Source organism: Methylobacterium sp. J-001, assembly GCF_022829565.1.
Lineage (GTDB): Bacteria > Pseudomonadota > Alphaproteobacteria > Rhizobiales > Beijerinckiaceae > Methylobacterium.
In genome coordinates this window covers 1-25,849 of record NZ_JAKSYN010000153.1, presented here as the reverse complement: position 1 = coordinate 25,849, position 25,849 = coordinate 1, and the positions used below count along the sequence as shown (strand labels likewise).

The 25,849-nt window shown below is 66.2% G+C and carries 27 protein-coding genes and 1 pseudogene; 18 read left to right on the top strand and 10 right to left on the bottom strand.

Annotated features, from left to right (window positions below; genetic code table 11):
- From MKK65_RS19740 to MKK65_RS19720, 5 genes are all read left to right on the top strand, one after another.
- Positions 1 to 619, top strand: a 619-nt coding sequence (locus tag MKK65_RS19740; RefSeq protein WP_243959870.1) for a putative bifunctional diguanylate cyclase/phosphodiesterase, incomplete at its 5' end; no start/stop codon positions are given.
- Between the two features lie 30 nt (positions 620 to 649).
- A complete protein-coding gene (locus MKK65_RS19735) occupies positions 650 to 1,597 on the top strand; it encodes a BLUF domain-containing protein (protein WP_243959869.1) in 948 nt (315 codons plus the stop codon).
- Positions 1,598 to 1,747: 150 nt separating this feature from the next.
- Positions 1,748 to 2,323, top strand: coding sequence for a PilZ domain-containing protein (locus tag MKK65_RS19730; RefSeq protein WP_147909159.1), 576 nt, complete (start codon positions 1,748 to 1,750; stop codon positions 2,321 to 2,323).
- Positions 2,324 to 2,687: 364 nt separating this feature from the next.
- Positions 2,688 to 3,596 (top strand): tyrosine-type recombinase/integrase, encoded by a 909-nt coding sequence (locus MKK65_RS19725; protein WP_243959868.1) that lies wholly within the window; start codon positions 2,688 to 2,690, stop codon positions 3,594 to 3,596.
- A 4-nt stretch (positions 3,597 to 3,600) separates the two neighbouring features.
- Complete coding sequence (locus MKK65_RS19720) at positions 3,601 to 4,833, top strand: IS91 family transposase (RefSeq protein WP_243959867.1); 1,233 nt, start codon at positions 3,601 to 3,603, stop codon at positions 4,831 to 4,833.
- A gap of 397 nt (positions 4,834 to 5,230) precedes the next feature.
- Here the strand turns inward: MKK65_RS19720 and MKK65_RS19715 are convergent, their stop codons facing one another.
- On the bottom strand, positions 5,231 to 6,175 hold the full coding sequence (locus MKK65_RS19715) for an NmrA family NAD(P)-binding protein (protein WP_210249203.1): 945 nt from the start codon (positions 6,173 to 6,175) through the stop codon (positions 5,231 to 5,233).
- A gap of 101 nt (positions 6,176 to 6,276) precedes the next feature.
- On the opposite strand from MKK65_RS19715, the gene MKK65_RS19710 reads away from it, so the two are divergent.
- Complete coding sequence (locus tag MKK65_RS19710; RefSeq protein ID WP_147909180.1) at positions 6,277 to 6,999, top strand: TetR/AcrR family transcriptional regulator; 723 nt, start codon at positions 6,277 to 6,279, stop codon at positions 6,997 to 6,999.
- 353 nt (positions 7,000 to 7,352) lie between these two features.
- Here the strand turns inward: MKK65_RS19710 and MKK65_RS19705 are convergent, their stop codons facing one another.
- Genes MKK65_RS19705 through MKK65_RS19695 form a run of 3 tightly spaced genes read right to left on the bottom strand, consistent with a single transcriptional unit; the run spans position 7,353 to position 10,163 of the window.
- Positions 7,353 to 8,633 carry a cytochrome P450 gene (locus MKK65_RS19705; protein WP_147909162.1) on the bottom strand — a complete coding sequence of 427 codons (1,281 nt, stop codon included), beginning with the start codon at positions 8,631 to 8,633 and terminating at the stop codon, positions 7,353 to 7,355.
- A 20-nt stretch (positions 8,634 to 8,653) separates the two neighbouring features.
- Positions 8,654 to 9,928 carry an NAD(P)/FAD-dependent oxidoreductase gene (locus MKK65_RS19700; protein WP_147909163.1) on the bottom strand — a complete coding sequence of 425 codons (1,275 nt, stop codon included), beginning with the start codon at positions 9,926 to 9,928 and terminating at the stop codon, positions 8,654 to 8,656.
- Positions 9,918 to 10,163, bottom strand: coding sequence for a ferredoxin (locus tag MKK65_RS19695; RefSeq protein ID WP_147909164.1), 246 nt, complete (start codon positions 10,161 to 10,163; stop codon positions 9,918 to 9,920). Before MKK65_RS19695 ends, MKK65_RS19700 begins: the two co-directional genes overlap by 11 nt.
- Positions 10,164 to 10,272: 109 nt before the next feature.
- On the opposite strand from MKK65_RS19695, the gene MKK65_RS19690 reads away from it, so the two are divergent.
- From MKK65_RS19690 to MKK65_RS19640, 11 genes and pseudogenes are all read left to right on the top strand, one after another.
- Positions 10,273 to 11,757 (top strand): PAS domain S-box protein, encoded by a 1,485-nt coding sequence (locus tag MKK65_RS19690; RefSeq protein WP_147909165.1) that lies wholly within the window; start codon positions 10,273 to 10,275, stop codon positions 11,755 to 11,757.
- 162 nt (positions 11,758 to 11,919) lie between these two features.
- A complete protein-coding gene (locus MKK65_RS19685) occupies positions 11,920 to 12,102 on the top strand; it encodes a hypothetical protein (protein ID WP_147909166.1) in 183 nt (60 codons plus the stop codon).
- A gap of 188 nt (positions 12,103 to 12,290) precedes the next feature.
- A complete protein-coding gene (locus MKK65_RS19680; protein ID WP_409565461.1) occupies positions 12,291 to 13,247 on the top strand; it encodes a PhnA-like protein in 957 nt (318 codons plus the stop codon).
- A 2-nt stretch (positions 13,248 to 13,249) separates the two neighbouring features.
- Entirely contained in the window at positions 13,250 to 13,750 is a 501-nt protein-coding gene (locus tag MKK65_RS19675; RefSeq protein ID WP_147909168.1) for a YsnF/AvaK domain-containing protein, read from the top strand.
- Positions 13,747 to 14,700 carry a YsnF/AvaK domain-containing protein gene (locus MKK65_RS19670; RefSeq protein WP_147909169.1) on the top strand — a complete coding sequence of 318 codons (954 nt, stop codon included), beginning with the start codon at positions 13,747 to 13,749 and terminating at the stop codon, positions 14,698 to 14,700. The genes MKK65_RS19675 and MKK65_RS19670 overlap by 4 nt, the downstream gene beginning before the upstream one ends.
- 214 nt (positions 14,701 to 14,914) lie before the next feature.
- Positions 14,915 to 15,802 (top strand): lipase family alpha/beta hydrolase, encoded by an 888-nt coding sequence (locus MKK65_RS19665; protein WP_243959866.1) that lies wholly within the window; start codon positions 14,915 to 14,917, stop codon positions 15,800 to 15,802.
- A gap of 222 nt (positions 15,803 to 16,024) precedes the next feature.
- A pseudogene (locus MKK65_RS19660) lies at positions 16,025 to 16,228 on the top strand (transposase); the annotation flags it as partial.
- 90 nt (positions 16,229 to 16,318) lie between these two features.
- Positions 16,319 to 16,732: an IS66-like element accessory protein TnpA gene (gene tnpA, locus MKK65_RS19655; protein ID WP_053609154.1), complete on the top strand. Its 414-nt coding sequence runs from the start codon at positions 16,319 to 16,321 to the stop codon at positions 16,730 to 16,732.
- On the top strand, positions 16,729 to 17,076 hold the full coding sequence (tnpB, locus tag MKK65_RS19650) for an IS66 family insertion sequence element accessory protein TnpB (protein WP_243959865.1): 348 nt from the start codon (positions 16,729 to 16,731) through the stop codon (positions 17,074 to 17,076). Before tnpA ends, tnpB begins: the two co-directional genes overlap by 4 nt.
- A 102-nt stretch (positions 17,077 to 17,178) precedes the next feature.
- The gene (gene tnpC, locus MKK65_RS19645; protein WP_243959864.1) at positions 17,179 to 18,684 is read left to right on the top strand and encodes an IS66 family transposase; all 1,506 of its coding nucleotides are present in this window, start codon (positions 17,179 to 17,181) and stop codon (positions 18,682 to 18,684) included.
- Between the two features lie 441 nt (positions 18,685 to 19,125).
- Positions 19,126 to 19,545 (top strand): methylamine utilization protein, encoded by a 420-nt coding sequence (locus MKK65_RS19640; protein WP_243959863.1) that lies wholly within the window; start codon positions 19,126 to 19,128, stop codon positions 19,543 to 19,545.
- Between the two features lie 36 nt (positions 19,546 to 19,581).
- Here MKK65_RS19640 and MKK65_RS19635 read toward each other — a convergent pair whose 3' ends face one another.
- Positions 19,582 to 20,652: a hypothetical protein gene (locus MKK65_RS19635; protein WP_243959871.1), complete on the bottom strand. Its 1,071-nt coding sequence runs from the start codon at positions 20,650 to 20,652 to the stop codon at positions 19,582 to 19,584.
- 371 nt (positions 20,653 to 21,023) lie between these two features.
- On the opposite strand from MKK65_RS19635, the gene MKK65_RS19630 reads away from it, so the two are divergent.
- The gene (locus tag MKK65_RS19630) at positions 21,024 to 21,347 is read left to right on the top strand and encodes a cupredoxin domain-containing protein (RefSeq protein ID WP_243959862.1); all 324 of its coding nucleotides are present in this window, start codon (positions 21,024 to 21,026) and stop codon (positions 21,345 to 21,347) included.
- Positions 21,348 to 21,385: 38 nt separating this feature from the next.
- On the opposite strand, the gene MKK65_RS19625 is transcribed toward MKK65_RS19630, so the two are convergent.
- The 5 genes from MKK65_RS19625 to MKK65_RS19605 form a co-directional block, all read right to left on the bottom strand.
- Positions 21,386 to 22,414 carry an HD-GYP domain-containing protein gene (locus MKK65_RS19625; RefSeq protein WP_147909174.1) on the bottom strand — a complete coding sequence of 343 codons (1,029 nt, stop codon included), beginning with the start codon at positions 22,412 to 22,414 and terminating at the stop codon, positions 21,386 to 21,388.
- Between the two features lie 83 nt (positions 22,415 to 22,497).
- Positions 22,498 to 22,839: a hypothetical protein gene (locus MKK65_RS19620; RefSeq protein ID WP_147909175.1), complete on the bottom strand. Its 342-nt coding sequence runs from the start codon at positions 22,837 to 22,839 to the stop codon at positions 22,498 to 22,500.
- Complete coding sequence (locus MKK65_RS19615; protein WP_187278483.1) at positions 22,836 to 23,153, bottom strand: hypothetical protein; 318 nt, start codon at positions 23,151 to 23,153, stop codon at positions 22,836 to 22,838. The genes MKK65_RS19620 and MKK65_RS19615 overlap by 4 nt, the downstream gene beginning before the upstream one ends.
- Before the next feature lie 2 nt (positions 23,154 to 23,155).
- Positions 23,156 to 24,640 carry a PAS domain S-box protein gene (locus tag MKK65_RS19610; RefSeq protein WP_243959861.1) on the bottom strand — a complete coding sequence of 495 codons (1,485 nt, stop codon included), beginning with the start codon at positions 24,638 to 24,640 and terminating at the stop codon, positions 23,156 to 23,158.
- A gap of 347 nt (positions 24,641 to 24,987) precedes the next feature.
- Positions 24,988 to 25,849 (bottom strand): DDE-type integrase/transposase/recombinase (locus MKK65_RS19605; protein WP_243959860.1); only part of this gene is annotated, 862 nt, incomplete at its 5' end.

Below are 25,849 nucleotides of genomic sequence, written 5' to 3'. Positions count from 1 at the left end.
AATGATCTCGCCGCTCGATTTCATCCCACTGGCGGAGGAGATCGGTCTGATCGTACCGATCGGCGAGTGGGTCATCCGTCAGGCCTGTCGCGATGCGATGACGTGGCCCACGGGGATGTCGGTCGCGGTGAACGTCTCCCCTGCTCAATTCAAGAGTGACCGGCTGGTCGAGACGATCATCTCGGCACTCGCCAGCTCAGGTCTGTCGGCTAAGCGGCTGGAGGTCGAGATCACCGAGGGCGTCCTTTTGCAGGAGAGTGAGAGGACCTTGCAGACGCTCCATCGACTGCGTGAGCTCGGGGTACGCGTCTCGATGGACGACTTCGGTACCGGCTACTCGTCTTTGAGCTACCTGCGCAGCTTCCCATTCGACAAGATCAAAATCGACAGGTCCTTCGTGAAGGACTTGTCGGGCAAGCCCGATGGGGACGCGATCATCCGGGCGATCGCAGGCCTCGGCAAGAGCCTGGGCATGACCACGGTCGCCGAAGGCGTCGAAACGCCGGAGCAAATGCAGCGCATTCGCGATGAAGGCTGCACCGACGTGCAGGGCTACCTCATCAGCCGGCCAATACCAGCGGATGACCTTTTGCAATTCATCGCAAGCTACCAGCCCTAATCCTGATCCACCTAACTCGTCGGATGTCCCATGAGTGAGCTCTATCGCCTAGTCTACGCCAGCAAAAACCTGTTTCACGGATCTGAGGCTGAACTGACGGCCGTTGTCGGGCAGATACTGGCCGCATCGCAGCGGAACAACGCTCGGGCGGATGTGACCGGAGCGCTGATGTTCAACGCTGGTGCCTTCGCTCAGGTTTTGGAGGGACCAAGACAGGGGGTCGAAGAGACCTTCGAGCGGATCCAGTGCGATGGCCGTCATGGCGACGTGACGGTTCTTCAGTGCGGTCCGACGGAAAGCCGCAACTTCGCGAACTGGTCCATGGCCTACGTCGGCGCGTCCGCCGGGGGGCAAGCACGCTTCAGTCGTCTCGCGGCTGAGAGCGGGTTCGACTTGTCCAGGCTGGACGGTGATGCCGTGTTCGCCATGCTACACGAACTGGTGTTGGAGGAGGAGGGCGTGCCGCGCTCCCTCGTCGCCGCTCCGCCGATCGAACCCGCCGAGGTCCATTCCCCAGCAGGGCTCGATGTCGAGCAACTGAAGGCGGAAATCGCGCAGCTTCGACCGGCTACGGCAGCCACGCTGATGTCATCACCAGCGAGCGATAAGCGGACCCATGAGATTGAGAGTGATGGGCCACGATCCCTTACCACCGGCGATGTGAAGCGCGCGTCGAAGGGAACGACCGACGCTGCCCTCTACGTCCTCAAAGCCGCCCTGGCGAGTGAGCGGCAACGCACGAGCGATCTACGAACTGAGATCGATGCGTTGCAGGTCGCGTTGGCATCCAGCGAGGATCAGCTTGATGCTATGCGGGTAGAACGAGATCGTTGGGCTGGGCGCGCGCAGCTTCTCGCGACGGCGATGGCCCAGGAAGCCGGCGACATCCAGATGACATCTCAGCGCGTCGGCTTGTTTGAAGTACGACTGAACGGGCAGGCGAGTTCGGCAGACGCTGCAGACGTTTTTGCCGCCTGAACACCCCGGCAATGCCGTTCGCGCTGTGCGCCGCGTGCGCCTTCTGGGTCTACGTGTGGCAAAGGCGCTGGCGGTCGTGGAAAGCTTGATAGGTTGCTTTGATGGAGTTCTGGTGAGTGCCGTTCGCCCTGTCGTTGAGGCGTTCAGCGCATGATCGAACGAAAAGCCACCACACGACACCTTGTGGTCGTCCCCGCCCTATGCCTTCGCCGCGACGGATCCGAGTTCCACGCGGTCACCGTGGACATCTCGTCCGAAGGATTGAGACTGCGGTCGGCGACGCTGCCTACCGTCGAGGAGCGCCTAATCTGCAACATCCGCGGCATCGGAGCAGCTCAGGTCTCGGTCGTGTGGGTGGGAAACTGCGACTTCACAGTGCGGATCTTCGGGAAAGCGCCCTCGCCAGGTGAAGTGGCACGGCGCTTCATCGAGCTGGCACGCCGGCAAGCGAAGTTGTCCGATGTCGTGCGCGTCCATAAACGGATCGTCCCGGAGCGTACGGCGGTGGAAGTCGTACTGGCGAATGGTCGGCGTGTGCCCGCGCAGATCCTGAACCTGTCGGCCTCGGGCGTGGCGCTGGCGTTGGATAATCCTCCAGCGGTGGGCGAAGTGATACTCGTTGGGCGACGACAGGCAATGGTCGCCCGTCGAATTGAGCGAGGTATCGGTGCGGCTTTCCTCGAACCGCTCGACGACACAGCCATCAGCGAGCACACTGCGCTTTGAGGCGAAATTTTCAGCTGGTCACGTAAAAACCAGCGATGGCGGCCTTATGCTGTCGCATAATCAAGACAATGCCCCAATTTCGCTGATCTGGTGCGCTATTTACATGCGTATGATCCGGCAGTCGGGAAAACGATCGGATAAGCGACATTACCACGCTATGCACTGGACGCGCATTCAGTTGCGGGAGGCGGATCAACGGAGTTGCCGATAGGAATGGCAGGGTTGGGTGGGTGAACGAACCCGCTCGCGCGGGATGGGTGGCAGCTTCGAGGCTAGCGGATTGACCCGAGCGCCCTGCGCCAATTGAGCGCCGCCCAGCCCGGGCGGACGATCCCGGCTCCCTTACTTCGAGTGGAGCCATCCCATGACCATCCTCGCCGTTCCCGCCGCTGCCGGCGGCTCGCTGCGCCAGCGCCTGATCGACGACATGACCCTGCGCCGGTTCTCCCGGGCGACGCAGCGCAACTACATCCGCGACGTCGGGCGGCTGGCCGCCTTCCTGCGGCGATCACCCGATACCGCGACCGGCGACGACCTGCGCCGCTTCCAGATCGCCCAGCAGGAGGTCGGCCTCGGCGTGCCGACCATGAACGCCATCGTCTCCGCCCTGCGCTTCTTCTTCGTCCAGACGCTCAACCGCCCCGATCTCGCCCGGGGGCTGGTCCGCCTCAACCAGCCGCGCACCCTGCCCGACGTGCTGAGCGCCGGCGAGGTCGGGCGTCTGCTCGATGCCACGGTCTGCCTGAAGCATCTCGCCGCCCTGTCCCTCGCCTACGGCGCGGGACTGCGCGTGGCCGAAGTCGCCGCGCTTCGGATCGGCGATGTCGACTCGACCCGCATGCTCCTGCGGATCGAGCGTGGCAAAGGCGGCCGCGACCGCAACGCCATGCTGTCGGCCGATCTCCTGGACCTGCTGCGGCGCTGGTGGCGCGAGGGGCACCGGCAGGGCGTCCTGCAGCGCCAGGGCTGGCTGTTCCCCGGGCAGGACTGGATACGGCCGATCAGCACGCGCCAGCTGCACCGCGTCGTCGTCGAGGCGGCGCGCTCGGCCGGGATCCCCAAGCGCGTCGGTCCCCATACCCTGCGCCACTCCTTCGCCACCCATCTCCTGGAGGACGGCGTCGACATCCGCGTCATCCAGGTTCTGCTCGGGCACAGCCGGCTCGACACCACCGCCCTCTACGCCAAGGTCGCCACCCGGACGGTGCGGGCCGTGACCAGCCCCCTCGACAGGCTCGCCCTGTTCCACAGGCAGGGGCCCGCGCCGGGCTGAGGCGATGCCCGCCACGACGGGCACGACGACGGCCGCCACCATCGAACTGGCCGACGTCTTCCGCGCCGCCGGTCCAGCCTACCGCGCCGATCAGGCCGGCCATCTGAGCCTGGACACGCTGAAGGTGATGGCGGCGATCGAGCACTGCCGCACGGCCAGCCTCGGCGGCCATGTCGAGGGCTGCGATGCGTGCGGCCACCTGCGCATCGCCTACAACTCCTGCCGCAACCGGCATTGCCCCCGCTGCCAGGGTGCGGCGGCGCGCGACTGGCTCGCCGCGCGCGAGGCCGACCTTCTCCCGGTCGGCTACTTCCACGTCGTCTTCACCCTGCCGGCCGAGATCGCCGCCATCGCCTTCCACAACAAGGCCGCCGTCTACGACCTGCTGTTCCGAGCGGCGAGCACCACCATGATGCGGATCGCCGCCGACCCGAAGCACGTCGGGGCCCGCATCGGTCTCACCGCCGTGCTCCACACCTGGGGCTCGGCCATGACCCACCATCCCCACCTCCACATGATCGTCCCCGGCGGAGGCCTCTCGCCGGACGGGACCCGATGGGTCGCGTCGCGCCCTGCCTTCCTCCTGCCGGTGCGGGTGCTGGGCATGCTGTTCCGCCGCCTGTTCCTCGAAGGGCTCGCCGCCCTCCACGAGGCCGGGACGCTCGTCTTCTTCGGCACCCTGGCTCCGCTCTCGGATCCCAGGGCCTTCGCCCGCGCGCTCGCCCCGGTGCGCAGGAAGCGCTGGGTGGTCTACGCCAAGCCGCCGTTTGCCGGGCCGAAGGCCGTGCTCGCCTACCTGGCGCGCTACACCCACCGCGTCGCAATCTCCAGCCGACGCATCCTCGCCTTCGACGGGGCGAGTGTCAGCTTCCGCGTCAAGGACTACCGGCGCGACGAGGCCGGACGGCCGCGGGTCATGACCCTGTCGGCCACGGAGTTCATCCGGCGCTTCCTGCTCCATGTCCTGCCGCGCGGCTTCCACCGCATCCGGCACTACGGCCTCCTCACGGGCGCAAACCGGAAGGCGGGCCTGGCCCACATCCGCGCGATCCTCGGCGTCCCGGCCCCGCCTCGCCCCACCGCCGACGCGCCCGATCCGCAGGACAGCCCCGGCAAGGCCCGCTCGCCTTGCCCCTGCTGCGGCGGTCCCATGATGATCGTCGGGTCCTTCGCGGGCTGGCATCAGCCCCGGGGGCCGCCGTTCCGCTCCACGTCGCACCGGGCCGGTTCGCCATGACCCGGCATGGCCTGACGCCGCCAACCACCCGCGGAGCCGCGCCCCGGGGCATGCCTCACCGTGTGCCGAATGCCAGGATGGGCCGCGCAACCGCGATCGTCGAACCCCGGTCGGCTTCGCCAAGACCCGGGGGCCCGCCAGTCCGGCAGCCCTCAGCCTCGCAACCGGCGAGGTTTGCCCACCGTTGCTCCGCCCCTGGGGGCGACGCCTAACCCAAATCCCCATAGGACCGCCCGCCATCCCGCGGGTTCGTTCATCCACGACTTTCGTACGCCTCGCGGCGACCGAAACTCTTCAGGGTTTCCGCCGGTCCGCTTCTGAGCACAATCTTGATGAAGCGGACGTTGCCGTCCCGCCTGCCCCCCGATCCAACGCAGCCCCTCTGAAGGTGCGTTTGTCAGCAACTTAGCTGGTCCCGAAGAACCGACCGCCCTGGTGTTTGACCAGCGGTTCGACGATTGCGGGCGGGAGGGCTGACATCTGCGATCAGAGACCCGCGGCTGCCAGCACCTCGTGCATCGTCTGGGGCGGCCGGCCCAGCAACCCCTCCAACGCAGGGTCGGTCGCCGCGAAGTCCCCCCCGGCGCGCGGCCTGGAACGTCCCAAGCAGCATGTTGGCGTAGAGGGCAGGCATCCCGCCTGCGATCTTCGCGTCTCGCCATTCCACGTCGCCGATGACGGTGTGGCGCACGGCGCGCCCGGTCACCTCCGAAGCGATCGCCGCCACCTCGGCCATGGTCACGGCCCGGCCCGCCGTGAGCGGGGGCGTCGGGCCGTCCCACCCGTCTCCCGCCGCCAGGATCGCCGCGTCGGCCTCCGCCAAATCGGCGCGCGCCGTCCAGGCGACTAGCCCGTCTTCGGGCGTGCACAGTTCCCCGGCGCGCAGCCCGTCGCCAACCATGAAAAGGCAACTCTCGGCGTAGAAACCGTGGCGCAGCGCTGTCCACGACCCGCCGCCTGCCAGGTCCGTCTCCGTGCCGGCGTGCTGGTCGGCGGGCGGGAAGGACGAGCCGAGCCGTGCGCCGGCATGGCTCGTGTATAGGATCCGTCGCACACCGACGGCGCGGGCCGCGGCGATGGCGGTGCGGTGCAGGCGCAGCGCCTCCTCGCCGAGCTTGTTGGCCGAGACGATCAGCACCTGGTCCGAACCCTCGAACGCCGCGCGCAGGCTGGCCTCGTCCGCAAAGTCGGCTTGGCGGACCGCGACGCCCTGCCGGGCGAGGTCGGCGGCCTTGCCAATGTCCCGAACGCTGACCGCGATCCGCTCGGTCGGCACGCGGCGCAGCAGGTCCTCGACGACGGCCTTGCCGAGTTGGCCAGTGGCCCCTGTGACGACGATCATGCACAGTCCTCGTAACGATGGAAACATTATCGCTGTATCAACGATTTCGGTCGCCTTCAATCGCCGCTACCGATCCGATCATACCGATGCTACACCGCGCCATGAACGATGGACTGGACGGCGGGGACGATAGGCAGGACGCCCGGGCGCGCATCCTGGCGGCGGCGTCCGAGCTGATCGCTGACGGCGGCGTGGTGGCCCTGACCACCCGGGCCGTGGCCAAGGCGGCGGCGGTGCAGGCACCGACGCTCTACCGCCTATTCGGGGATAAGCGCGGACTGCTCAACGCTGTGGCCGAGCATGGGCTGGCGACTTTCCTCGCGCGCAAGCGGGCGGTGCCGCCGCACCCCGACCCGGTCGAGGGCCTGCGTGAGGCCTGGGACGCCTACATCGCCTTTGGGCTGGCCCACCCGGCGGTGTTCGCGATCACCAACGAAATAGGCGCGCCGGCCTCCGGGTCGCCGGCCATGCTCGCCGGCCTCGCGATCCTGCGCGAGCGGGTGGGGCGGATCGCGCGGGCCGGTCGGCTGCATGTGCCAGTGGAGCGCGCGGTGGCGCTGATCCACGCCGCGGGCGTCGGCACGGTGGCGACCCTGCTCGCGACGGACGAGGACGTGCGCGACCCGCAGCTCTCGCCCCTGGCGCGCGACGCGGTGTTCGCCGCGGTCGTCGGCGACCCGCCCGCGCCGGACGGGGTCGGCTTGGCGTCCCTGGCGGTCGGCCTGCGCGCGCACCTCGCCGCGGCCGCAGCGCTGACGCCGGGCGAGCGCCTCCTGATGAACGAGCTGCTGGGCCGGCTCTCAGAGCCGACCGAAGCCGAATGACCGCTCCAGGGCCTCGAGTTGACGATAGCCCCCACCCAACTCGAAGTTGCCGGACGGCTGGCGAACGACCGCTTCCGGCAAGCGTCGATCGCGTCCCTAGCGGCCGGATTGAGTCGATACCGGACGGTCCGCTTCGCGTGAGGCTATAGCAATCGCCACCAATGTCGGAAATTCCATCGAATAAGCAACATCGCCACTCACGCTACCTGGCGTTGAGTTCCAATAGGGCTTGCGTAGTGGAACGGCTTCGCTGGAACTCAGCCGTGCCGTGCATAAGGGCGATCTGAAAACTATCAGCGGGACAGACATAGCTCGTTGGTCTAATGGCGACCAATCGCAGGCACTGACGTCGATTAAAGGATCCGCTCGACTGCGACCAGCAAACGCTCAGGTCCACGCAGGGTCGCCGGACGCCGGTAGGGTGGAGGATCCTCGATCAAGCGCGGAGCCTTGAGGCGGCGAGCCAGCGCAGTGAGCGCGGCCTCAGCTTCGAACCGGCCCAGAGGCGCACCGACGCAGTAGTGCATGCCGCCGCCGAAGCCGAGGTGGCGGGTGCCGATGCGATCCGGATCGAAACGATCCGGATCGGTGAACGCGGCCGGGTCGCGATTTCCAGCAGCGAGCATCAGGATGAGAGCCTCCCCCTCGGGGATCGTAGTGCCGGCGATGTCGATGGCGCTGAGCGTCTTGCGGCTAACGAGCTGCACCGGCGGGTCGTAGCGCATCACCTCCTCGATCACGCGCACGGCTCGGCCTGGGTCGGCACGTAGGCGCTCCAGCTCGCGCGGATGGCGCAGTAGCGTGAGCCAAGCGTTGGCGATCAGGTTCACCGCGGTCTCGTGACCGGCGACGAGGATCAATATCGCGGTCGAGATTAGATCGAAGTCGCCCATCCGGTAGCCGTCAGCAGTGGCCTGGTTGGCCAACCCCGAGAGCAGGTCGTCGCGCGGCCGGCGGCGCTTTTCGGCGATGAGGTCGGCGAGGTAGTCCGAGATGGCATCGAAGGCCCTAGCGTTCTCCATACGGGTCTCTTCGCTGACCGCGACACCGGGTTCGACCGCTGTGGCGAGCTGGCTCGACCAGTCGTGGAACCTGGCCTCATCGCCTACCGGCACGCCGAACAGTTCGCAGATCACCGCGACCGGAAGCGGGTAGGCGAGATCTTCGACGACGTCGATCTCCTGAGCACCCACCTTGCGGTCGAGCATCTCGGCGACCAGCCGTTCGGAGCGGATGCGCATCGCGTGGACGCGCTCGGGGGTGAATTGCTGAACGGTGGCGGCGCGCAGAACATCGTGCGCGGGCGGGTCGCGGAACAGGAACGGCTGGTGCCGGTCAGTGATCCGATCCTTGATCGGGTTGACGAGGTAATCGGTGATCGGATTGCCGACGGTCGGCCGCTTCGTCGGCGGCTGGGTCTCGACGCTGAGGCGGGGGTCGTTCTGCAGACGCGTGATGGCGTCGTGGCTCGCCGCCACCCATACGCTTCGTGCTTCGTCGCCCGACGCACCGCCCCCCTCTCCCACGTCGTCTTGGCGCAAGATCCCGGTCTGCCGCAGCTGGGCGTAGAGCGGGTACGGGTCGACGCGGTTGGCGTAGTCCTTGATCTGCCCGAGAAGGCTGGGGTCGGCCATGGCGTGTCCGCGAACTGGCGTCAGGAGAAGCCCGGCGCGAGGATGTCGAGCGCACCGGACCGGTCGGTGGCCGCACCCGCGGGCGGGAAGGGCGCGCTCTCGGCGATGAGTGCGGCGTAAGCCGGTAGCCAGCGCCCACAATCGATCGATACGGCAGCGATGCACCGCCCGGCCCGGCCGTAGAGGGCGAGGAAGCGACCCGTAGCCGGGTCACCGTGCGCGATCGTCATCGCATCCGCCCCATCCGTGAGGCCAACAGACTTGATCGTGACACCCGCTTGCCCGGACCAGAAAGCCGGCAGCGCTGCGTAGCCCTGTCCAGGCTTGCCATCGGCGAGCAAACGGCCGGCATGCACGCCCTGCGCAACCGCATGACCCCAGTGCTCCACAGCGATGCGGCGGCCGCCGTAGAGCGGGTGTGGGAAGCGCGCGACGTCGCCTGCCGCCGCGATCGCGGGGTCGGGTCGCCCATCCACGTCGAGGACATAGCCGTCTGCATCACAGTCGACCCCGCCTGCGTCGAACGACAGACCGGATCCATCGAGCCACTCGGTGTTGCGCACGGCGCCGAGCGCGGTCACCGCTATGTCGGCGTCGATTGTCGTGCCATCGACGAGGTGCGCGCGTACGAGCCGGCCGTCCGCCCCCTCCAACCACTCGACCTCGGCTCCGAGACGCAAGTCGACCCCGCGGACCTCGTGCATCGCACCAAGGATTGCGCCGAGATACCGACCAAATGCGCGGGCGAGCGGCGCCGGGCCCAATTGCACCAGGGTCACCGGCAGGCCGAGTTGCCGACAGGCGCTCGCCACCTCACAGCCGATCAGCCCACCGCCGATCACCAGCACGCGCCTCGGGCCTCGAGTGAGCGCCTTACGCAGGGCGACCGCGTCGTCCCGACCACGCAAGGTGTGGACTCCGGCGAGCCTGCCCTCGTGCGGGTTCGGCCAGGGCCGGGCGCGGGTTCCGGTAGCGATCAGCAGACGGTCGTAGGCCAGTGCGGTCCCATCCGCGAGGTGAACCATCCGGACCGTACGATCCAGACGCACAGCCGGACTGCCGAGATGCCAGTCGACGTCTTCACCGAGGCTGCTCGGCAAGGTGGTGGCATCCGGGGCGATCTCGCCGGTCAGGACGTGCTTCGAGAGTGGCGGCCGGTCGTAAGGACGGTAGGGCTCCTTGCCGATGATCGTGAGCGAGCCCAAGAAACCTGCTTCGCGCATCGCCTCGGCCCCGCGTAGGGCCGCGAGGCCTGCACCGACCACCACCGCACGGCCGGGCTGACTATGTCCCATCGCATGTTTTCCCCTGGCCCTGATCCTCGACCCGGATCGCTTGCACGGGACAGGCGACGCGCGCCTGCTCGATATCGGCGCGGGCGCGCGTCGTAGGAGCAGGATCGTAGAGCAGCGCCTCGTGCCCCTCGATGCGGAAATGACTTGGTGCTGCGTAGCAGCATTGAGCGTAGGCCTGGCACAGATTGAGGTCGACGCTCACCCGAAGGCCGGGCTGCGGGGCACGAGCGGACATGCTTGGCAACTACGACCCACCGTACCGGTTCCGCTTTCTCCCTAAATGACCCTTCATATAAGGGCTTTTCCTGCATTCGAACGTTGGCGTTCCGCGAGGAGAGACGCCGATGGTCGATGAAACGCGTCACATACAGATGCGGCAGATCGTGGCTGGCCTGTCCGAGGGCGTGATCCTGATCGAGCCGGATCAGACCATCGCCTACGCGAACACCGCCGCCGTGATGATGCATGGAGTTGCCGACGTCGGCGATCTCGGCGCCACCGTGTCCGAGTACCGCGCGAACTTCACGCTGCACTACCGCAATCATCGGGAGATCGGCCCGCTGCAGCATCCCCTCGACCGGGTGCTCGCCGGCGAGGTGTTCCGCGACGTCGTGGTCGAGTTGGTCCCAAAGCGGGATCCCACACACAGGTGGATGCATCGCATCCGTAGCCTGGTGACCATCGACACGGATGGCACGCCGAGTGGCCTCGCCCTGGTGATGCAGGACGTGAGCGAGCGCTACCAGGCCGAGGCCCGGTTCGAGCGGATGTTCAACGCCAACCCGGCCCCGGCGATCATCTGCCGGATCGCCGACCTGCGCTTCGTCCGGGTCAACCACGGCTTTCTCGACCTCACCGGGTACCATCGCGACGATGTGCTCGGCCGGAGCTTCTGCGAGATCGACCTGCTACGCCAAGCCGAGCGGCGCGAGCTGGCGATCCATCGCCTGCACGCAGGCCGCACCATCCCGCAGATGGAGGCTCAGCTCGCAACGCCTTGTGGGAAGGGCCGCTACGTGATCGTGGCCGGGCACGCGATCGAGATGCCAGGTCCGGGCGGCGTCGAGCCGTGCATGCTGTTCACCTTCGCCGACCTGGAGGATCGCCGGAAGGCCGAGATGGCCCTGCGCCACAGCGAGGAGCGCTTCGCCAAGGCGTTCGACCTGTCACCGGTGCCGAGCGCGTTGATGGACGCGGACGGGTTGGAGATCACCAGCGTCAACCAAGCCTTCGTCACCACCTTCGGGCACGCCCCTGAGGCCGCGGGTGGCCAGTCGCTCGCCGACCTCGCGCTCTGGGTTGACCGCGTCGAGCAGCGCAAATTCTCCCGGGATTTGAGACGGCTCGGCAGCGTTCGTGGCTTCGAGGCCACGCTGCAGGATGCGGCTGGCACCGAGATCGACTGCCTCGTCTCGGCCGAGCGGGTGAGCATCAACGATGAGGCCTGCGTCCTGTGCGTCGTGCAGGACATCACCGCCCGCAAGCGCTCGGAGCGCGAACTGATCACCGCCATCGAGGCGGTGATGGCGGACGCATCGTGGTTCAGCCACGGGGTGATCGACAAGTTGGCGACCCTGCGTCAACCGTCACGCTCTGCCCGGCCATCGCTCGGAGTCGAGAACCTGACGATCCGCGAGCAGGACATGCTCACGCGGATCTGCCAGGGCGCCACCGATCGGGAGATCGGTGCCGAACTGAAGCTGTCGCCGAACACGGTGCGCAATCACGTCTCCGGGCTGTACCGCAAGCTCGGGGTCAACCGCCGCAGCGCGGTGGTGGTGTGGGCGCAGGAGCGCGGGATCGGGCCGAACACGCGGCACCGACGCTAAAATCGATGAAAACCGTGACAGAACTACCAAGTCCATTTAGTGCAATCGTACTTTATGTAAATCGTCGGAACTTCAAGTAGATTATCTGATTACGCAGTGGTAGCTCTGCTCACGCGAGCATCTCGGAAGATCATCCCGATGGGTTGATACGAGGAGATCCGCGTGGCCGGGCGTCGGAAGGTGCTATCGCCCGATCATATTCGGGCGCTGATCAAGGAAGCCATCGGCATCATCGAGGGCGACCACGCGATCCAGGCGGAAGCCGCCGCCGAGATCGCTGCCCTCGAAGTCGCACACACGTCGTCGAACACCAAGCCGAGGCCAAAGCGCTCGACCCGCATGTGATGCTGGGGCGCGTGCGGACACATGGGCCGCAGCCGCAGCTTCTGCACGCCCTCGATGATCCTGCAGACGATTATGCTGTGGCGCGACCATGGCCTGGTTGGCCGTCGTCAGGTGCTCCGACGCCAGACAAACCCACTTCCGCCGCTCCCGGCCGAAGATCGAACCACACTGAACTGAGAGTACTGAGCATGGCGTTGACACCCGACACCACCCGTCCGGCCTACGACCGCGATCTCCCCACTGCCAGCCCGGTCACCCCCGCGGAGGACATGCGCACGATGGCGGTGCACTCCATCTCCTGGGGCGCGGTGTTCGCCGGTGCTGTGATCGCGCTGGTCGCCCAGGTCATCTTGAACATGGTCGGGCTGGGCATCGGGCTCTCGACCGTCGACCCGGCCGGCAACGGCACCCCGACCGCGGGAAGCCTATCCTCGAGCGCTGGGATCTGGTTCGTGATCTCCGGCATCCTCGCCTCCACCGCGGGCGGTTGGCTCGCCGGGCGCCTTTCGGGCAAGCCGGCCAACACCACCACCGCCTACCACGGGCTGATCGCCTGGGCGGTCTCGACGCTGGTCGTCGTGTACCTGCTGTCCTCGGCGGTCGGCGGCGTCATCAGCGGCGCGTCGAGCGCGGTGTCGAGCACGCTCGGTGGTGCCGGCAACCTGATCGGCGGCTCGGTGAAGACCGCTGCACAGGCCGCCGCCCCGTCGCTGCCAGGCATGGATAACCCGTTCTCGAACATCGAGAGCCAGGTCCGCAATGGCACCGGCAATGATCCGGAGGCCCTGAAGAACGCCGCCGTCAGCGCGATGCGTGCGGCGGTGACCGGCGACGCCGCCCAGCAGAAGAATGCGCAGGAGAAGGCTGCCCAGGCTCTCGCTAAGGCGCAGAACATCCCGGTCGATCAGGCCCGGACCCAGGTCGCCCAGTACGTGCAGCAGTTCAACGACACGGTCGCGAAGACCAAGGAGCAGGCCAAGCAGGCGGCCGATGCCGCCGCCCGTGTCGGCGCACAGGGGGCGCTCTACGGTGCCTTGGCGCTGATCCTGGGAGCGCTGTCGGCCTTCTTCGCGGGTCGTGGCGCCGCCGTCGACCCAGTCGTGAGCCGCGCCGCGATGACCACCACGACCCAGCGTCGGGTGTGACCATGAGCGATCCCGCCGCCACCGAACCGCACCTCCTAGGGATGCTGGGCGAACACGCGGCGGAGATCGCCGTCGGCGAGACCGTAACGCTCCCGCTGATCGCCGAGACCGCCCGCATCGACAAGCGGGCGGTGGAGACCGGGCGAATGCGGGTCTCGACCCGGACCGAGACCACCGACCAAATCCTGCGCGAGACCCTGCACAGCGACATGGTTGGGGTCACCCGAGTGGCCATCAACCGGACGCTGTCCGAGGGCGAGGTGCCCCCGGTGGTCCGTGAGGAGGGTGGGGTGACGATCATCCCGGTCCTGGAAGAAATCCTCGTCGTCGAGAAGCGCCTCGTCCTCAAGGAGGAGGTGCACATCCGCCGGACCACGGCGGGTGAGGAGGTCGAGGTGCCGGTGACGCTGCGCAGGCAGCACGCCGTGGTCGAACGCGTGTCCCCGGATGGGCACGTCACGCAGCAGAGCATCCCACAACCTGCCGAGGAGACGAAATCATGAGCCAGACCATCACTGCATTGTACGACGTGCTGAGCCAAGCCGAGGCCGCGCAGGCCAAGCTGGTCGCCGCCGGGATCCCGCAATCCGCGATACGGCTCGTGCCGGGCAATCGGACCGGCACGAGCCGTATCGCGACCGCACCGGCGCGCGACGAAAGCTTCTGGGGGTCGTTGAAAGACATGTTCATGCCGGAGGAGGATCGGCATACTTACCAGGAAGGATTGAGCCGCGGCGGCACGATGCTAACCGCCACAGTCGAACAGGCGCAGATCGAGACCGCCTACGATATCCTGGAGCAGCACGGCTCAGTCGATCTCGACGAGCGCGAGGCGACGTGGCGCAAGGAGGGCTGGAGCGGCTACACTGGTGAGACGGCAGCGGGCGCGACGGCGACCACCGGTGCGCTGCGCAACCCGACCACGGCCGAGGTAGCCGGCGGCATTCCGGCGACGGGCGGCACGGCGGCGTTCGCGGCCGGTGGGCGCGATGGCATGGCAAACCGCGAGACGGTCGCGGGTACGGCGGGTGATACCGAGTATATCCCGGTGGTCGAGGAGCGCTTGAACGTCGGCAAGCGCGTGGCCGACAGCGGTCGCGTGCGGGTGCGCTCCTACGCCGTCGAGAATACAGTGAGCGAGGACGTAACCCTGCGCGACGAGACCGTGCACGTCGACCGCCGCGCCGTCGATCGCGCGCCGACCCCAGTCGATGAGGCGTTGTTCGCCGAGAAGACGATCGAGGCTACCGAGATGCGCGAGCAGGCGGTGGTGTCGAAGGAGGCCCGGGTGGTCGAAGAGGTCGGGATCCGCAAGCAGGCCGCTGACCGGGTCGAGACGGTGTCGGACACGGTCCGCCATACCGAGGTCGAGGTCACGGACGAGCGCGGTAACACCAGCCGCACGGGTACGACTGGAAGCACCACTGGGACCGATCCGCGCAAGCCGCTCTGATATCGCCCTGGACGAAAGCGGCGAGGCGACGGTGTGCCTGCCCCGCCGCTACTCATACTGAAATCGTCTTCCTACCTCGCACTCAAATCGAAGTTTGGGGTGGGCAGCGGCTATGATACACAACGCCGGGGTCGTCAGCCGGCGCTTGATCTGGCGATTGCCCCAGCATGTATGCAGAACCGGGATTTCACCACGATCCGACGGGGCATGAAAATTGGACGCTGCAGGCATAGTCGTCGGCATCCATGGCCTTGAGAACAAGCCCCCGCGTGATGAGAAGTGGCGGTGGTGGAGAGCGGCTGTCGCTGAGGGTTTACTACGGAATTGCGGCCAGGATGGCGGAGAATTCCCGTTCGAGTTCGTGTACTGGGCTGATCTACGCTACGACTACCCGCTCCTCGGCGACGCCAACGACGAGCCTTACCGACCCGACGAGGAGTCCGGACCATTCCCACGCCTTGAGCCGGGATCTGACGCGAGCTTGAACGACGGTATCGTCGGTAAGGTCTACCGCGGCTTGGCCGCACTCCAGACGGCGACGGGAGCGACGCCAATCGACGACGCGATCCTCGAACATCGCTTCGACGACCTGTGGCACTACCATTCCGAGACTCCGTTCGCCCGACAGGTCCGGCGTCGGCTCATCGTTGTGCTCGAACAGCATGCCGGGAGGCGCACGCTCTTGGTCGCGCACTCGATGGGTTCAATCATCGCATACGACGCCTTACGCATGCTCGAACGCGAGGCGCCATCGGTGCGAGTCGAGCATCTCGTGACGTTGGGCTCACCCCTCGGACTCGCGGAGGTGAGGGCGAAGATCGGAGAGGAGAACGGTGAGGCTCGGGTCCCCAACAACGTGGATCGCTGGACGAACATGGCCGACAATCGCGACCTCGCCGCGGTGGCCGGTGAACTCTCGGACACCTTCGTGCCCAGCGACCGCGGTGTTGGCGTGACGGACATGGCGGTGGTGAACGCCTACCTGCGCCCGAACGGGTCAGCGAACCCGCACAAATCCTATGGCTATCTTCGGACGCCAGAGTTGTCTGAGCTGGTACTCGGCTTCACGTCGTACGAACGCGCCGATAGCGAGCAAGGGTAAACCGCTGCTCTGACAATCGTGAGCAGCACTCGTGGCCAAGATCCCATCCAGAGGTTCAACGTAGGCAGCGCGGTGATAATTCGTTACAATATAGCTTGCATAATGGAATGGCTTCGCTGGAATTGGACGGCTTTTGTTGCCTAATAAAACGGCAATTATTGAGGTTTTTAGCGTTGATTTGGCATGGTTAGACTTCTTATCCCCGGCGATCTCTAAGATGAGATCGTTTTGCTCCCGCCACCGCCTCGGCCCCGTCCGAAGGGCGGGCGTCCTCCAATCGAGAACCGGGCCGCACTGACGGATATCCTGTTCGTGCTGCGCTTAGGCCTGCCGTGGGGGATGCTGCCGGCCGAGATGGGCTGCGGCTCCCGCATGAGTTGCTGGCGGCGGCTGCGGGACTGGCAGGCGGCGGGTGTGTGGAGCCGTACGCCTCTGGTGAAGGCCGCGGTTGAGAGCATCGCACTCAGCGGTGAGGCCTGACCTTAATGCTGGCGTTAAGGTCAGCGGGTCGGGACGATGCGGGGCGAGCTACTGGAGAACGCCGAACGGCGGCGGCGCTGGTCGTTCGATGACAAGGTGCGGATCGTCGAAGCATCGTTCGAGACCGGCGTGTCGGTGTGTTCGGTGGCGCGCCGGTACGGGATCGCCCAGGGCCTGCTGTTCACGTGGCGTCGTCAGGCTCGGGAAGGCCGTTTGGGAGGGGACGAGCAGGCCCCGGTCTTCGTGCCCGTCGCGATCACCCCGGAGCCGTCACTTCCTGTTCCCACCCAGCAGTCGGATGATCCGCGTGCTCCAGCGCCGCTGCGTCGGCCTCGGCGCAAGAGCGGCGTCATTGAGATCGATCTCGGCGGCGGTCGGCGTCTCAAGGTCGACAGGGACGTCGATGCCGCGGCGCTGCGTCGAGTGCTCGATGCCCTGGAGGGCCGATGATCCCGCTGCCGGCCAACGTGCGGGTGTGGCTGGCCACCGGCCACACCGACATGCGCAAAGGCTTTTCCAGTCTCGGCCTGATCGTCCAGGAGACGCTCAAGCGCGACCCCCATGGCGGGCATCTGTTCGTGTTCCGAGGACGGCGTGGCGACCTGATCAAGGTGATCTGGCACGACGGCCAGGGGGCATGCCTGTTCACGAAGCGGCTCGACCGCGGCCGTTTCCTGTGGCCCTCGGTGGCCGACGGAGCCGTGACGATCTCGACGGCGCAACTCGGCTACCTGCTCTCTGGGATCGACTGGCGGATGCCGCAGGAGAGCTGGCGTCCTGGCGCCCTGGACTGAGGATAACGCGTTACAACACTTGAGGAATATGCTCTTCTCTCCAGCGGGCCGAATGCGCCCGAGCCCCCGCCGCTTCCCACGGACCTTGCCGCCGCCCATGCCATGATCCTGGCCGAGCGGGCGGCCCGGCTCGCCTCGGAGATCGCGGTTGAACGGCTGAAGCTGGAGGTCGCCCGGCTGCGGCGAGAACGGTTCGGGACCTCCTCGGAGCGCAGCGCCCGGATCGACCAGCTCGAACTCGTCCTGGAGGATCTGGAGGAGACGCTGGCCGAGACCCAAGCGCAGGCGGCTGCCGAGCCCGAAGCGCTCTCCGGTGCAGCTTCCTCAAGGCGCAAGCCCGCCCGCCGGCCTCTCCCCGAGCACCTGCCGCGCGAGCGCATCGTCCATCCCGGCCCGACGACCTGCGCCTGTTGCGGTGGGACGCGCCTTCGCCCCCTCGGCGAGGACGTCACCGAGACCCTGGAGCGGATCCCCGCGCGCTGGGCCGTGATCCAGCACGTGCGCGAGCGCTTCTCGTGCAGCGATTGCGAGACGATCGCGCAGACCTCGGCCCCCTTCCACCCGATCCCCCGCGGACGAGCGGGCCCAAACCTTCTCGCCGAGGTGATGATGGCCAAGTTCGGCCTGCACCTGCCGCTGCATCGCCAGAGCCAGCGCTTTGCCCACGAGGGCGTGCCGATCGACGTCTCGACGCTGGCCGGCTGGGTCGGAGCGGTGACGCGCGCCCTGTCGCCCCTGGTCGCCCGGATCGAGGCTCATGTTCGAAGAGCTGAGCGCCTGCATCTCGACGACACGCCCGTACCGGTCCTGGCCAAGGGCAAGACCTGCACGGGGCGGCTCTGGACGGTGGTGCGTGACGACCGTCCCTTCGGTGGTCCCGAACCACCGGCTGTGGCTTACTTCTACTCCCCCGACCGCTCTGGCGCGCATGCCGAGACCTGGCTGGGCGACTTCCACGGCCTCGTGCAGGCGGATGCCTTCTCCGGGTTCGGTCGGCTGTACGAGCCCGGTCGCAAACCAGGCCCGCTCCGCGAGGCGGCCTGCTGGGCGCATGCCCGGCGCAAGTTCTTCGAGCTGGCTGACCTGAGGAAGGCTCCGATCGCCATCGAGGCGGTGGCGCGGATCGACGCGATCTTCGCGGTCGAGCGCACCATCAACGGCCTGGGACCGGACGAGCGCCGTGCGCATCGAAGCGCCCGCTCGGCCGCCCTCGTCGCCGAGTTGAAGGCGTGGCTGCTGGCCAACCGCGCCAAGCTCTCGGCCAAGGCTCCGGTGGCGCGAGCGATCGACTACATGCTCAAGCGCTGGAGCGCCTTCATCCTCTTCCTCGACGACGGGCGCGTTTGCCTCTCAAACAACGCCGCCGAACGCGCGATCCGGCCCATCGCGGTAGGCCGCCGCAACTGGACCTTCGCCGGCTCGGATGCGGGCGGCCATCGCGCCGCGGCCCTCTACACGCTGATCGAGACCGCCAAGCTCAACGGCATCGATCCGCAGGTCTGGCTCGCCGACGTCCTCAACCGCCTGCCTGACCATCCGGCTCTACGCATCGACGATCTGTTGCCGTGGAACTGGACCCAACATCAGCCCAGGCAGATTGCCGCCTGACACCCCATCGGAAGCACGACCGCGGCCTTCACCGCAGGCGTACGTGGAGCCGCCTGCATCGCGTGCTTCTGGAGCGCCTGCACGCAGTGGGTGAGATCGACTGGAACCGGGCTTGCCTGTCATGCAGATTGCCGGCGTCGATCACGGTCTCCATGAGCATGTTCTGCGCCATCGCCAGTTGCTTGCGTAGCTCGGCGTTCTTAGCCTTAAGGGTGAGCAGGATTGCCGCTACGTCATCGCCTATTTGGCACCCGCCGCTCGCATCCGGGATGTCGGGCGTAGAACTGACATAGTTACCGCGTCGACAAGGTGCTGGGTCGGGACTCGTCGGCGTAGGCCTCGTCAACAGCAGAACTCGCGGACGCGCGCGCCGCCGTTTTCTCCAGGTCTGCGCCCAGTCGGATCACATCCTCGTTATAAAACCGAGGATATGGAATATTTTTGGCTGGCGTTAACGATTTAAATTCAATATTCATTCAGACGATTGGTAAATCTATGGTGGCGCCAGTGCTGAATAACAACTGGAAATTGTTTCCGACATTTCTGGTGTGTGCCGCAGCTTCCCTGACCATAGCCGGTCACGCTATCGCTGGCTTGCCGGACCCGGACCACCTTATATCGCAGAAAGGTAAGCAGTTCGGACCGCGGGACGTGGCTCTGCGTATCGGTGAGCACATCACCATCATCAACGACGATGCCAACTTCGTCCACCATGCCTACGTCGACACCGAGGAGTTCGCGTTCGACTCCGGCGATATCGAACCTGGGGCCAGGACCGTAATTACCTTCCCGCAGGAAGGCGACTTCACCGTCCTGTGCGGCGTTCATCCGAAGATGAGGCTCGCCGTCCGCGTTCGGTAGGCGGATCACCGCTGAGATCCACCCGCCGACCCCGCCTCAGATCACCGGCAGGCCGGCGAGGCCTTCGTACAGGGCCTCGTGGCCGACGTAGTACAGCGCCAGGAAGGTTGCGAGCGCACCACCGTAGTAGGCCGGCGCCCACGTGATGTCGCGGACCCGCACCGCGGTGCGCACGTCGTCGGCGGCGATGCCGAGCAGCACCACGATGATCCCGGAATGCCCGATCGCGTCGACCTTGCCGAACTCGAACACCGCCGAGACGAAGATCGCGGCCAGGATGATCGCCGCGGCGCGTCGCACCAGCGGGGTCCAGAGCAGCGCGAAGGCCAGGGTGAACTCGATGACGCCGGCCGCCTGCATGAACAACTCGGGCGTCGCGCCCATGGTCATCTGTGGCTTGGCAGCGAGCAGCGGATCGGTCCACTGCGGGTAGGCCCACTTCTCGACCGAGGCCCACATCAGCGTGATGGCGGCGGTCCAGCGCACGATGTCGAGCGGACGCAGGCCGAAGGGCTTCAGGTTGAGACCTTGGCAGACGAGGTAGACCGCCACCCCGAGGAACACCGGGTAGTCGGCGAGGTGGAACACGCCGTACTGCGCGGTGGCGAAGCTGAATAGGAAGACGATGCCCAGGCCGGTGAGCGGCATGGTCCGGCGCCAGATCAGGCAGGCGGCCAGCGCGAGCTGGAACCACGGGATCCAGGCGATGTCAGTCTTGAGCTCCGGGGTGAGGATGATACCACCCATCCCCCACAGCGAGACGAAGAAGAAGCCCAGCGTGGCGCGGACCAGCAGCTCGGTGTCGGTTCGGACCCGGGAGGTCACACGATCCAGCGCGTTGAGCAAGGCGCCGCCCAGCGGCGTGCCCTCGGCCAGGCACCCAAACATTAGGCACAAGATGGCCAGACCAGCGAGCCACTCGAAGTCAGCGCACAGCACCTGCTCGAGGCCGCGCGGCTGCCCGGCGACGTCGTAGGCGCAGAACCATTTCACGTGAGCGCTGGCGGAGCTCGTACCGGCGAGGAGGGCCAAGGGTGGGGCTGCGAGGCTTGCCAGCGCGCGCGTACCCAGGCGACGCGTGAGCCTGAGCGCCGAGACCCGAACCATGATGACCTCGAAAGACGTGGCGGGCACCGCCCCGCCTACGTATTTCCTCACAAAGCTAAGCTTCGCGCCAATGAATTGTTAACCTATGTTGCGCGATGGTTAATAGTGACGCTGACCGTGAATTCAAAACACGAAGGCGTTCAGGTCGGCGCTTGGGATCTCGCCGCAGCAAGAAGCAGACGTCGGCCCAAATTAAGAACGTAGGGCAAGGTGAAGGTCCCACCTTCCAGAGCAGCGTCAGGCCTACGAGCCGTTCGACCAGCTCAGCAGATGGATTGAATTTTACGCATTGCCCGGCCGCTCTCTCACCACCTCACGTGCCAGCGTCGTGCCGCAGTACGAGGCAGATTATGCGCGCTTATAGAACCGGTATGTCCGTCGTCGTCTTGGCTATCGCGCTCGCCGCGGCGGGATCGGCTCGCGCAGACCTGTCCAGCACTATCAGGATCGTGCTGCAGAAGGGGCGGCACTACGATCCCACTGACCTGTTCCTACACAAGGGCGACACCATTACCCTGGTCAACGGCGACGACAGCGCGGTGCATCACGCCTTCATCGAGGCCGATCGGTTCGCGTTCGATGCCGGCGACCAAGAGCCGGGCAAGCAGGCCACGCTGACACTGAAGCAGCCCGGGGACTTCATCATCCAGTGCGGCATCCACCCGAAGATGAAGCTTACCCTACACGTACAGTAGCTGCTGACCTCCACGGCGCGCGGCGCTCACGCATTCGTTTAGGCTACGGGCCTGAACGCTGTAGCCACGGGCTGGAACGCTCGGATGAGATCGTCGTCCAATTGCCCGGTCATGCTCTGCAGAAGACCATAGGCCTTCTGGCCTGACATTGCTGGCCGGTACGGACGCAGCTCGATCAGCGCCCCGTAGACGTCGCAGACCGTCACCAAGCGCACGAAGTCCGGGATCTCCCATCCCCGGAGGCTATCGGGGTAACCGCTCCCATCGATCATCTCGTGGTGGGAGCGGACAGCCGCGAGCAGTTCGTCGCTGAAGCCGGCGGCCACGAGCATGGCATGACCGCGCTGCGCATGCGTTCGCATCACCGCCATCTCCGAATGAGTGAGCTGGCCCGGTTTATTCAGGATCTCGACGGGGATGTGGATCTTGCCGACATCGTGCAGCAGGGCGGCCCGCGTCAGGCGATGGCGATCAGCTGGGCGTAAGCCGAGTGCCCCTGAGAACGCCGCGGCGAGGGCGGCGACCAACAGGCAGTGTTGGTGCGTGGCATCGTCGAACTGCTGAACCGCTCGGACCCAGTCGTGGATGCCGATGTCACCGACGGCACGCACGACCAGGTCGGTGCCGATATCGGCCGTAGCGGGCGTGATCGATCGACTGGAGAACAGCGCGTGCTGGAAGAACTGTCGAGCTTCGACGGCTCGGGTTCGTGCGAGCACTGGGATCGATGTTCCCTGCAGGCGGTCCACGGCTTCGAGCATCTGTCGCACCCCGGCCGTGGCTGTAGCGCCCAGAACCTGAGCCTGAGCCTCTGCACGGGCGGCATTACCGTGAACGAGGAAGAGGTATGGGACGCCCTCACCTCGGAGCTGAGCCAGGATGCGGCGCAGGCGAACGATAGCGGCGGAGGTGAGCCCCCCGACATCGCTGACGATCAGAGCAGGAGCTATGGCTGGCACTGCGTCGTCGTACAGGTCGTGAACCTGACACCGCCCGCGCGCGCCGAGATCCCGGGACAGACGCTCGCCGCGAGCGACGTCGTCGGTAATCAGCAGAAGCTCGCTCATCGGTATCCATCGCCGGTCATCGGAAGCTCAGCGCAAATTTGAACGTCAGCCATCCTGATGCCCCGCGGCAAACGGGAATGGCGCTAACCCGGCGGCAGACCTCGCTCTGTTGTCGTCCTGCAGGCCTGACCTCGTTGAATGAGCAAGTCGATTAGAGCCAACGCTTCACGTGTCCTATCCCGCAAGTCTACGTTGATGCCAGCGATCCGGGTATCGCAGCTTGGTGCCCGCGCCTCCAGATCAGCCAGGATCGCGACCAACTTGGCCCGCTGTCCACGAAGCAGCGCCAGAATGGCGTCGAGACGCGCGACCGAGAGGTTCGAGGCTTGCCCCTCGACCAGCAGTTCCACCGCCGCGGCATCAAAACGAATGAGGGCGGATGCCTCGTCGCGCTTCAACCGCAGAGGGACGATCGTTCCGGTCACGACCCACGAACCTTGGGATCATCATCGCCCGTTCGATATGGTCCCTGGCGCAGGCCCTGCTTCAGCACGTGCTGAAGTGCCGTGGCTCGATCCACCGCCCAGTCGAGATCCCGATATGGGGCCATCCGGTCACCGAATGCCCGATCGATACGTGCGCAGCTCGCCGCGTACGACTCCGTCGGTTCTTCGACCGCTTCGCGCACGAGATCCGAGAGAGCATCGTCGAGGCTACGCCGCACGGCAGCGCTAACTTCCGATAGCTGAGCCCAGTCATGCTCGAGGATGGGGGCGGTGAAATCAGGGGGCTGGGCCATCGTCACGCGACCGCCCGTGCGGCTTCCCGAACCTGCCGCGTGGCGGCATCCACCCGCTCGCCCGCCCGGGCTATCGCCTCCATGCCGCCGGCGATCGTGGTTACGCCGTTCGCGGCCGTATGCATGCTCCCCGACATCTCGCGCGTAACCGCGGATTGCTCCTCGACCGCCGCCGCGATCGCCGCCGAAACCTCGTCGAGCTGACCGATGGTGCCCCGGATCGAACCGATCGCCTCGACCGCTTCGCGAGTCGCCGCCTGCGTCGCGGTGATCTGCCCGCGGATCTGGTCGGTCGCCTTGGCGGTCTGCTCGGCCAGGGCCTTCACCTCCGACGCGACCACTGCGAAGCCCTTGCCGGCTACACCGGCACGTGCCGCCTCAATGGTGGCGTTGAGCGCCAACAGGTTCGTCTGTGAAGCGATGCCCTGGATCAGCGCAACCACGTCGCCGATCTGCGCCGCCTGCCCACTCAACCCCGCCACGATGCTTCCCGTGCGTCGGGCCTGCTCGACCGCCTCACCGGCCATGCGTGCGGCTTGGGTGACCTGCTGGCTGATCTCGTCGACCGAGGCCGAGAGCTCCTCCGCCCCCGAAGCGACGCACTGGATGTCGTTCGAGACCTGTCCGACCGCACCGACGGCCTCCGCGGTCTGCCGGGTGACGTCGTCGACCGCAGAGCCGATAGCATCGAGGTCGGCACCGATCATCCGCTGCGCCTCGGTCCGGCGCTGACGCTCGTGCACCTGCGCGGTGATATCGGCAGCGAACTTGACCACCTGCAGCACCGTGCCGTCGACATCCTTGATCGGGTTGTAGGTCGCCTGGATCCAGACCTCGCGCCCGCCTTTAGCGATGCGTCGGAACTCGCCCGCTGCGAACTCGCCGCGTCCGAGGTGATCCCAGAACCCGCGATAGGCCGCCCCCGACTGTTCGGCGGCATCGACGAACACGCTGTGGTGGCGACCCACGATCTCGTCGAGGCGATACCCGACGGCGTCGAGAAAGTTCTGGTTGGCTTCCAGGATCGTGCCGGCTGGATCGAACGCGATCACTGCCTGCGAGCGGTGCAGGGCGGTGATCTGCCCGTCGAGATCGAGCGCGCGCATCTTCTGGGCGGTGATATCGGCGGCGAACTTGACCACCTTGACCACCCGGCCGGCGCGGTCGAGCACCGGGTTGTAGCTTGCCTGGATCCAGACAGGTCGACCGCCCTTGGCGATGCGCTTGAACTCGGCGGACTGGAAGCTTCCCTGCCGCAGCGCGTCCCAGAACGCGCGGTACTCGGCGCTGTCGCGGTGTGCCGCCTCGACGAACATGGCATGATGCTGCCCCCGTACCTCAGCCAGGATGTAGCCCATCGCCGTCAAGAAGTTGGCGTTGGCGGTAAGGATGGTGCCGTCGGGCTGGAACTCGATGACCGCCTGTGAACGGTCGAGCGCATCGAGTTTGGCCGCGAGATCGGCGTGCGCACGCATTCCACCGAACATGGCATCACTCCCAGGATCGTTGAGGCTGCTCGACGACACCCAGGAGCCCAATGGCCTACGGTGCAGCCCACCGGCGCGTCACTCAAATGTGGCACCGTTGTCTAGATACTAGAGGAAGAAAGTTATTTATGCCTTAACGTGGCGATGCTCCCGGATCCGAGAGCTAATTTTGACACAGTTTATATTCCAGAAAACAGTAATCACGCTGCCGTGAACCGCACAGATACAACTTATGAGTGTTCAAAGATGCTGAGCGCGCGCAGTACCGCAGTTTGTCCGTCGTCAGATGATTTGGGACATTCAGCGGTGTTCAGGAGCGGAGGCTCTGGTCCATCTGGGGTGAGAGGTTAGGCGGCCTGCGCGTGGTGGCGCAAGCGGCGATCCATCAGGGTCTGGCGCTTGATGCGTTCCCGCTCGGCCAGGATCCCTTCGCCGCGTCCGAAGTAGACGTCAGCGGGCGTGAGGTTGCTCAGGCTCTCATGGGCTCGGGCATGGTTGTAGTGTTCGACGAAGTCGGCAACCTGCGTCTCCAACTCGCCGGGCAAGTACGCGTGTTCGAGCAGGATGCGGTTCTTGAGTGTCTGATGCCAACGCTCGATCTTGCCCTGCGTTTGAGGATGGCATGGCGCACCGCGGATGTGGGTCATGCCCCGAATGCCGAGCCAGTCAGCCAGGTCGCTGGCGACGTAGCTCGGCCCGTTGTCGGAGAGCAGGCGTGGCCGCGGCATCACCCGCGCCTGATCGAGCCCAGCCGCACCCAGCGCCAGGTCGAGCGTGGCGGTGACTTCGCTGGCCTGCATCGTCGTGCACAGCTTCCAGGCGACGATGTAGTGTGAGAAGTCGTCCAGGACGGTCGACAGGTAGTACCAGCCCCAGCCAACGACCTTCAGATAGGCGAAGTCCGTCTGCCAAAGCTGGTTGGGCGCGGTGGTCTTATCACGGAACTCGTCAGCGGCCTTGATGACGATATAGGCCGGGCTGGTGATCAGGTCCTGAGATTTGAGCAACCGGTAGACCGTCGCTTCCGAGACGAAGTAGCGGTGCTCGTCGGTGAAGCGCACCGCCAGCTCACGCGGACTGAGTTCAGGCTGCTCCAGAGCCAAGGCAACGATCTGCTCGCGGATCTCTGCAGGTAGACGGTTCCAGACCCGGCTCGGCTGCGAAGGATGGTCATTCAACGCCTCGGGGCCGCCGCGCTGGTAGGCGTCG

What these genes read in the sequence shown, in the direction of transcription:
- MKK65_RS19725 (WP_243959868.1), top strand. Translation starts at nt 2,688, where the DNA reads ATGACCATCCTCGCCGTTCCCGCCGCTGCCGGCGGCTCGCTGCGCCAG.
- MKK65_RS19710 (WP_147909180.1), top strand. Translation starts at nt 6,277, where the DNA reads ATGAACGATGGACTGGACGGCGGGGACGATAGGCAGGACGCCCGGGCG.
- MKK65_RS19675 (WP_147909168.1), top strand. Translation starts at nt 13,250, where the DNA reads ATGAGCGATCCCGCCGCCACCGAACCGCACCTCCTAGGGATGCTGGGC.
- tnpA (WP_053609154.1), top strand. Translation starts at nt 16,319, where the DNA reads ATGCGGGGCGAGCTACTGGAGAACGCCGAACGGCGGCGGCGCTGGTCG.
- MKK65_RS19630 (WP_243959862.1), top strand. Translation starts at nt 21,024, where the DNA reads ATGTCCGTCGTCGTCTTGGCTATCGCGCTCGCCGCGGCGGGATCGGCT.
- MKK65_RS19635 (WP_243959871.1), bottom strand. Translation starts at nt 20,652, where the DNA reads ATGGTTCGGGTCTCGGCGCTCAGGCTCACGCGTCGCCTGGGTACGCGC.
- MKK65_RS19690 (WP_147909165.1), top strand. Translation starts at nt 10,273, where the DNA reads ATGGTCGATGAAACGCGTCACATACAGATGCGGCAGATCGTGGCTGGC.
- MKK65_RS19705 (WP_147909162.1), bottom strand. Translation starts at nt 8,633, where the DNA reads ATGGCCGACCCCAGCCTTCTCGGGCAGATCAAGGACTACGCCAACCGC.
- MKK65_RS19715 (WP_210249203.1), bottom strand. Translation starts at nt 6,175, where the DNA reads ATGATCGTCGTCACAGGGGCCACTGGCCAACTCGGCAAGGCCGTCGTC.
- MKK65_RS19615 (WP_187278483.1), bottom strand. Translation starts at nt 23,153, where the DNA reads ATGGCCCAGCCCCCTGATTTCACCGCCCCCATCCTCGAGCATGACTGG.
- MKK65_RS19680 (WP_409565461.1), top strand. Translation starts at nt 12,291, where the DNA reads ATGGCGTTGACACCCGACACCACCCGTCCGGCCTACGACCGCGATCTC.
- MKK65_RS19625 (WP_147909174.1), bottom strand. Translation starts at nt 22,414, where the DNA reads ATGAGCGAGCTTCTGCTGATTACCGACGACGTCGCTCGCGGCGAGCGT.
- MKK65_RS19700 (WP_147909163.1), bottom strand. Translation starts at nt 9,928, where the DNA reads ATGGGACATAGTCAGCCCGGCCGTGCGGTGGTGGTCGGTGCAGGCCTC.
- MKK65_RS19610 (WP_243959861.1), bottom strand. Translation starts at nt 24,640, where the DNA reads ATGTTCGGTGGAATGCGTGCGCACGCCGATCTCGCGGCCAAACTCGAT.
- MKK65_RS19720 (WP_243959867.1), top strand. Translation starts at nt 3,601, where the DNA reads ATGCCCGCCACGACGGGCACGACGACGGCCGCCACCATCGAACTGGCC.
- MKK65_RS19735 (WP_243959869.1), top strand. Translation starts at nt 650, where the DNA reads ATGAGTGAGCTCTATCGCCTAGTCTACGCCAGCAAAAACCTGTTTCAC.
- MKK65_RS19670 (WP_147909169.1), top strand. Translation starts at nt 13,747, where the DNA reads ATGAGCCAGACCATCACTGCATTGTACGACGTGCTGAGCCAAGCCGAG.
- tnpB (WP_243959865.1), top strand. Translation starts at nt 16,729, where the DNA reads ATGATCCCGCTGCCGGCCAACGTGCGGGTGTGGCTGGCCACCGGCCAC.
- MKK65_RS19695 (WP_147909164.1), bottom strand. Translation starts at nt 10,163, where the DNA reads ATGTCCGCTCGTGCCCCGCAGCCCGGCCTTCGGGTGAGCGTCGACCTC.
- tnpC (WP_243959864.1), top strand. Translation starts at nt 17,179, where the DNA reads ATGATCCTGGCCGAGCGGGCGGCCCGGCTCGCCTCGGAGATCGCGGTT.
- MKK65_RS19730 (WP_147909159.1), top strand. Translation starts at nt 1,748, where the DNA reads ATGATCGAACGAAAAGCCACCACACGACACCTTGTGGTCGTCCCCGCC.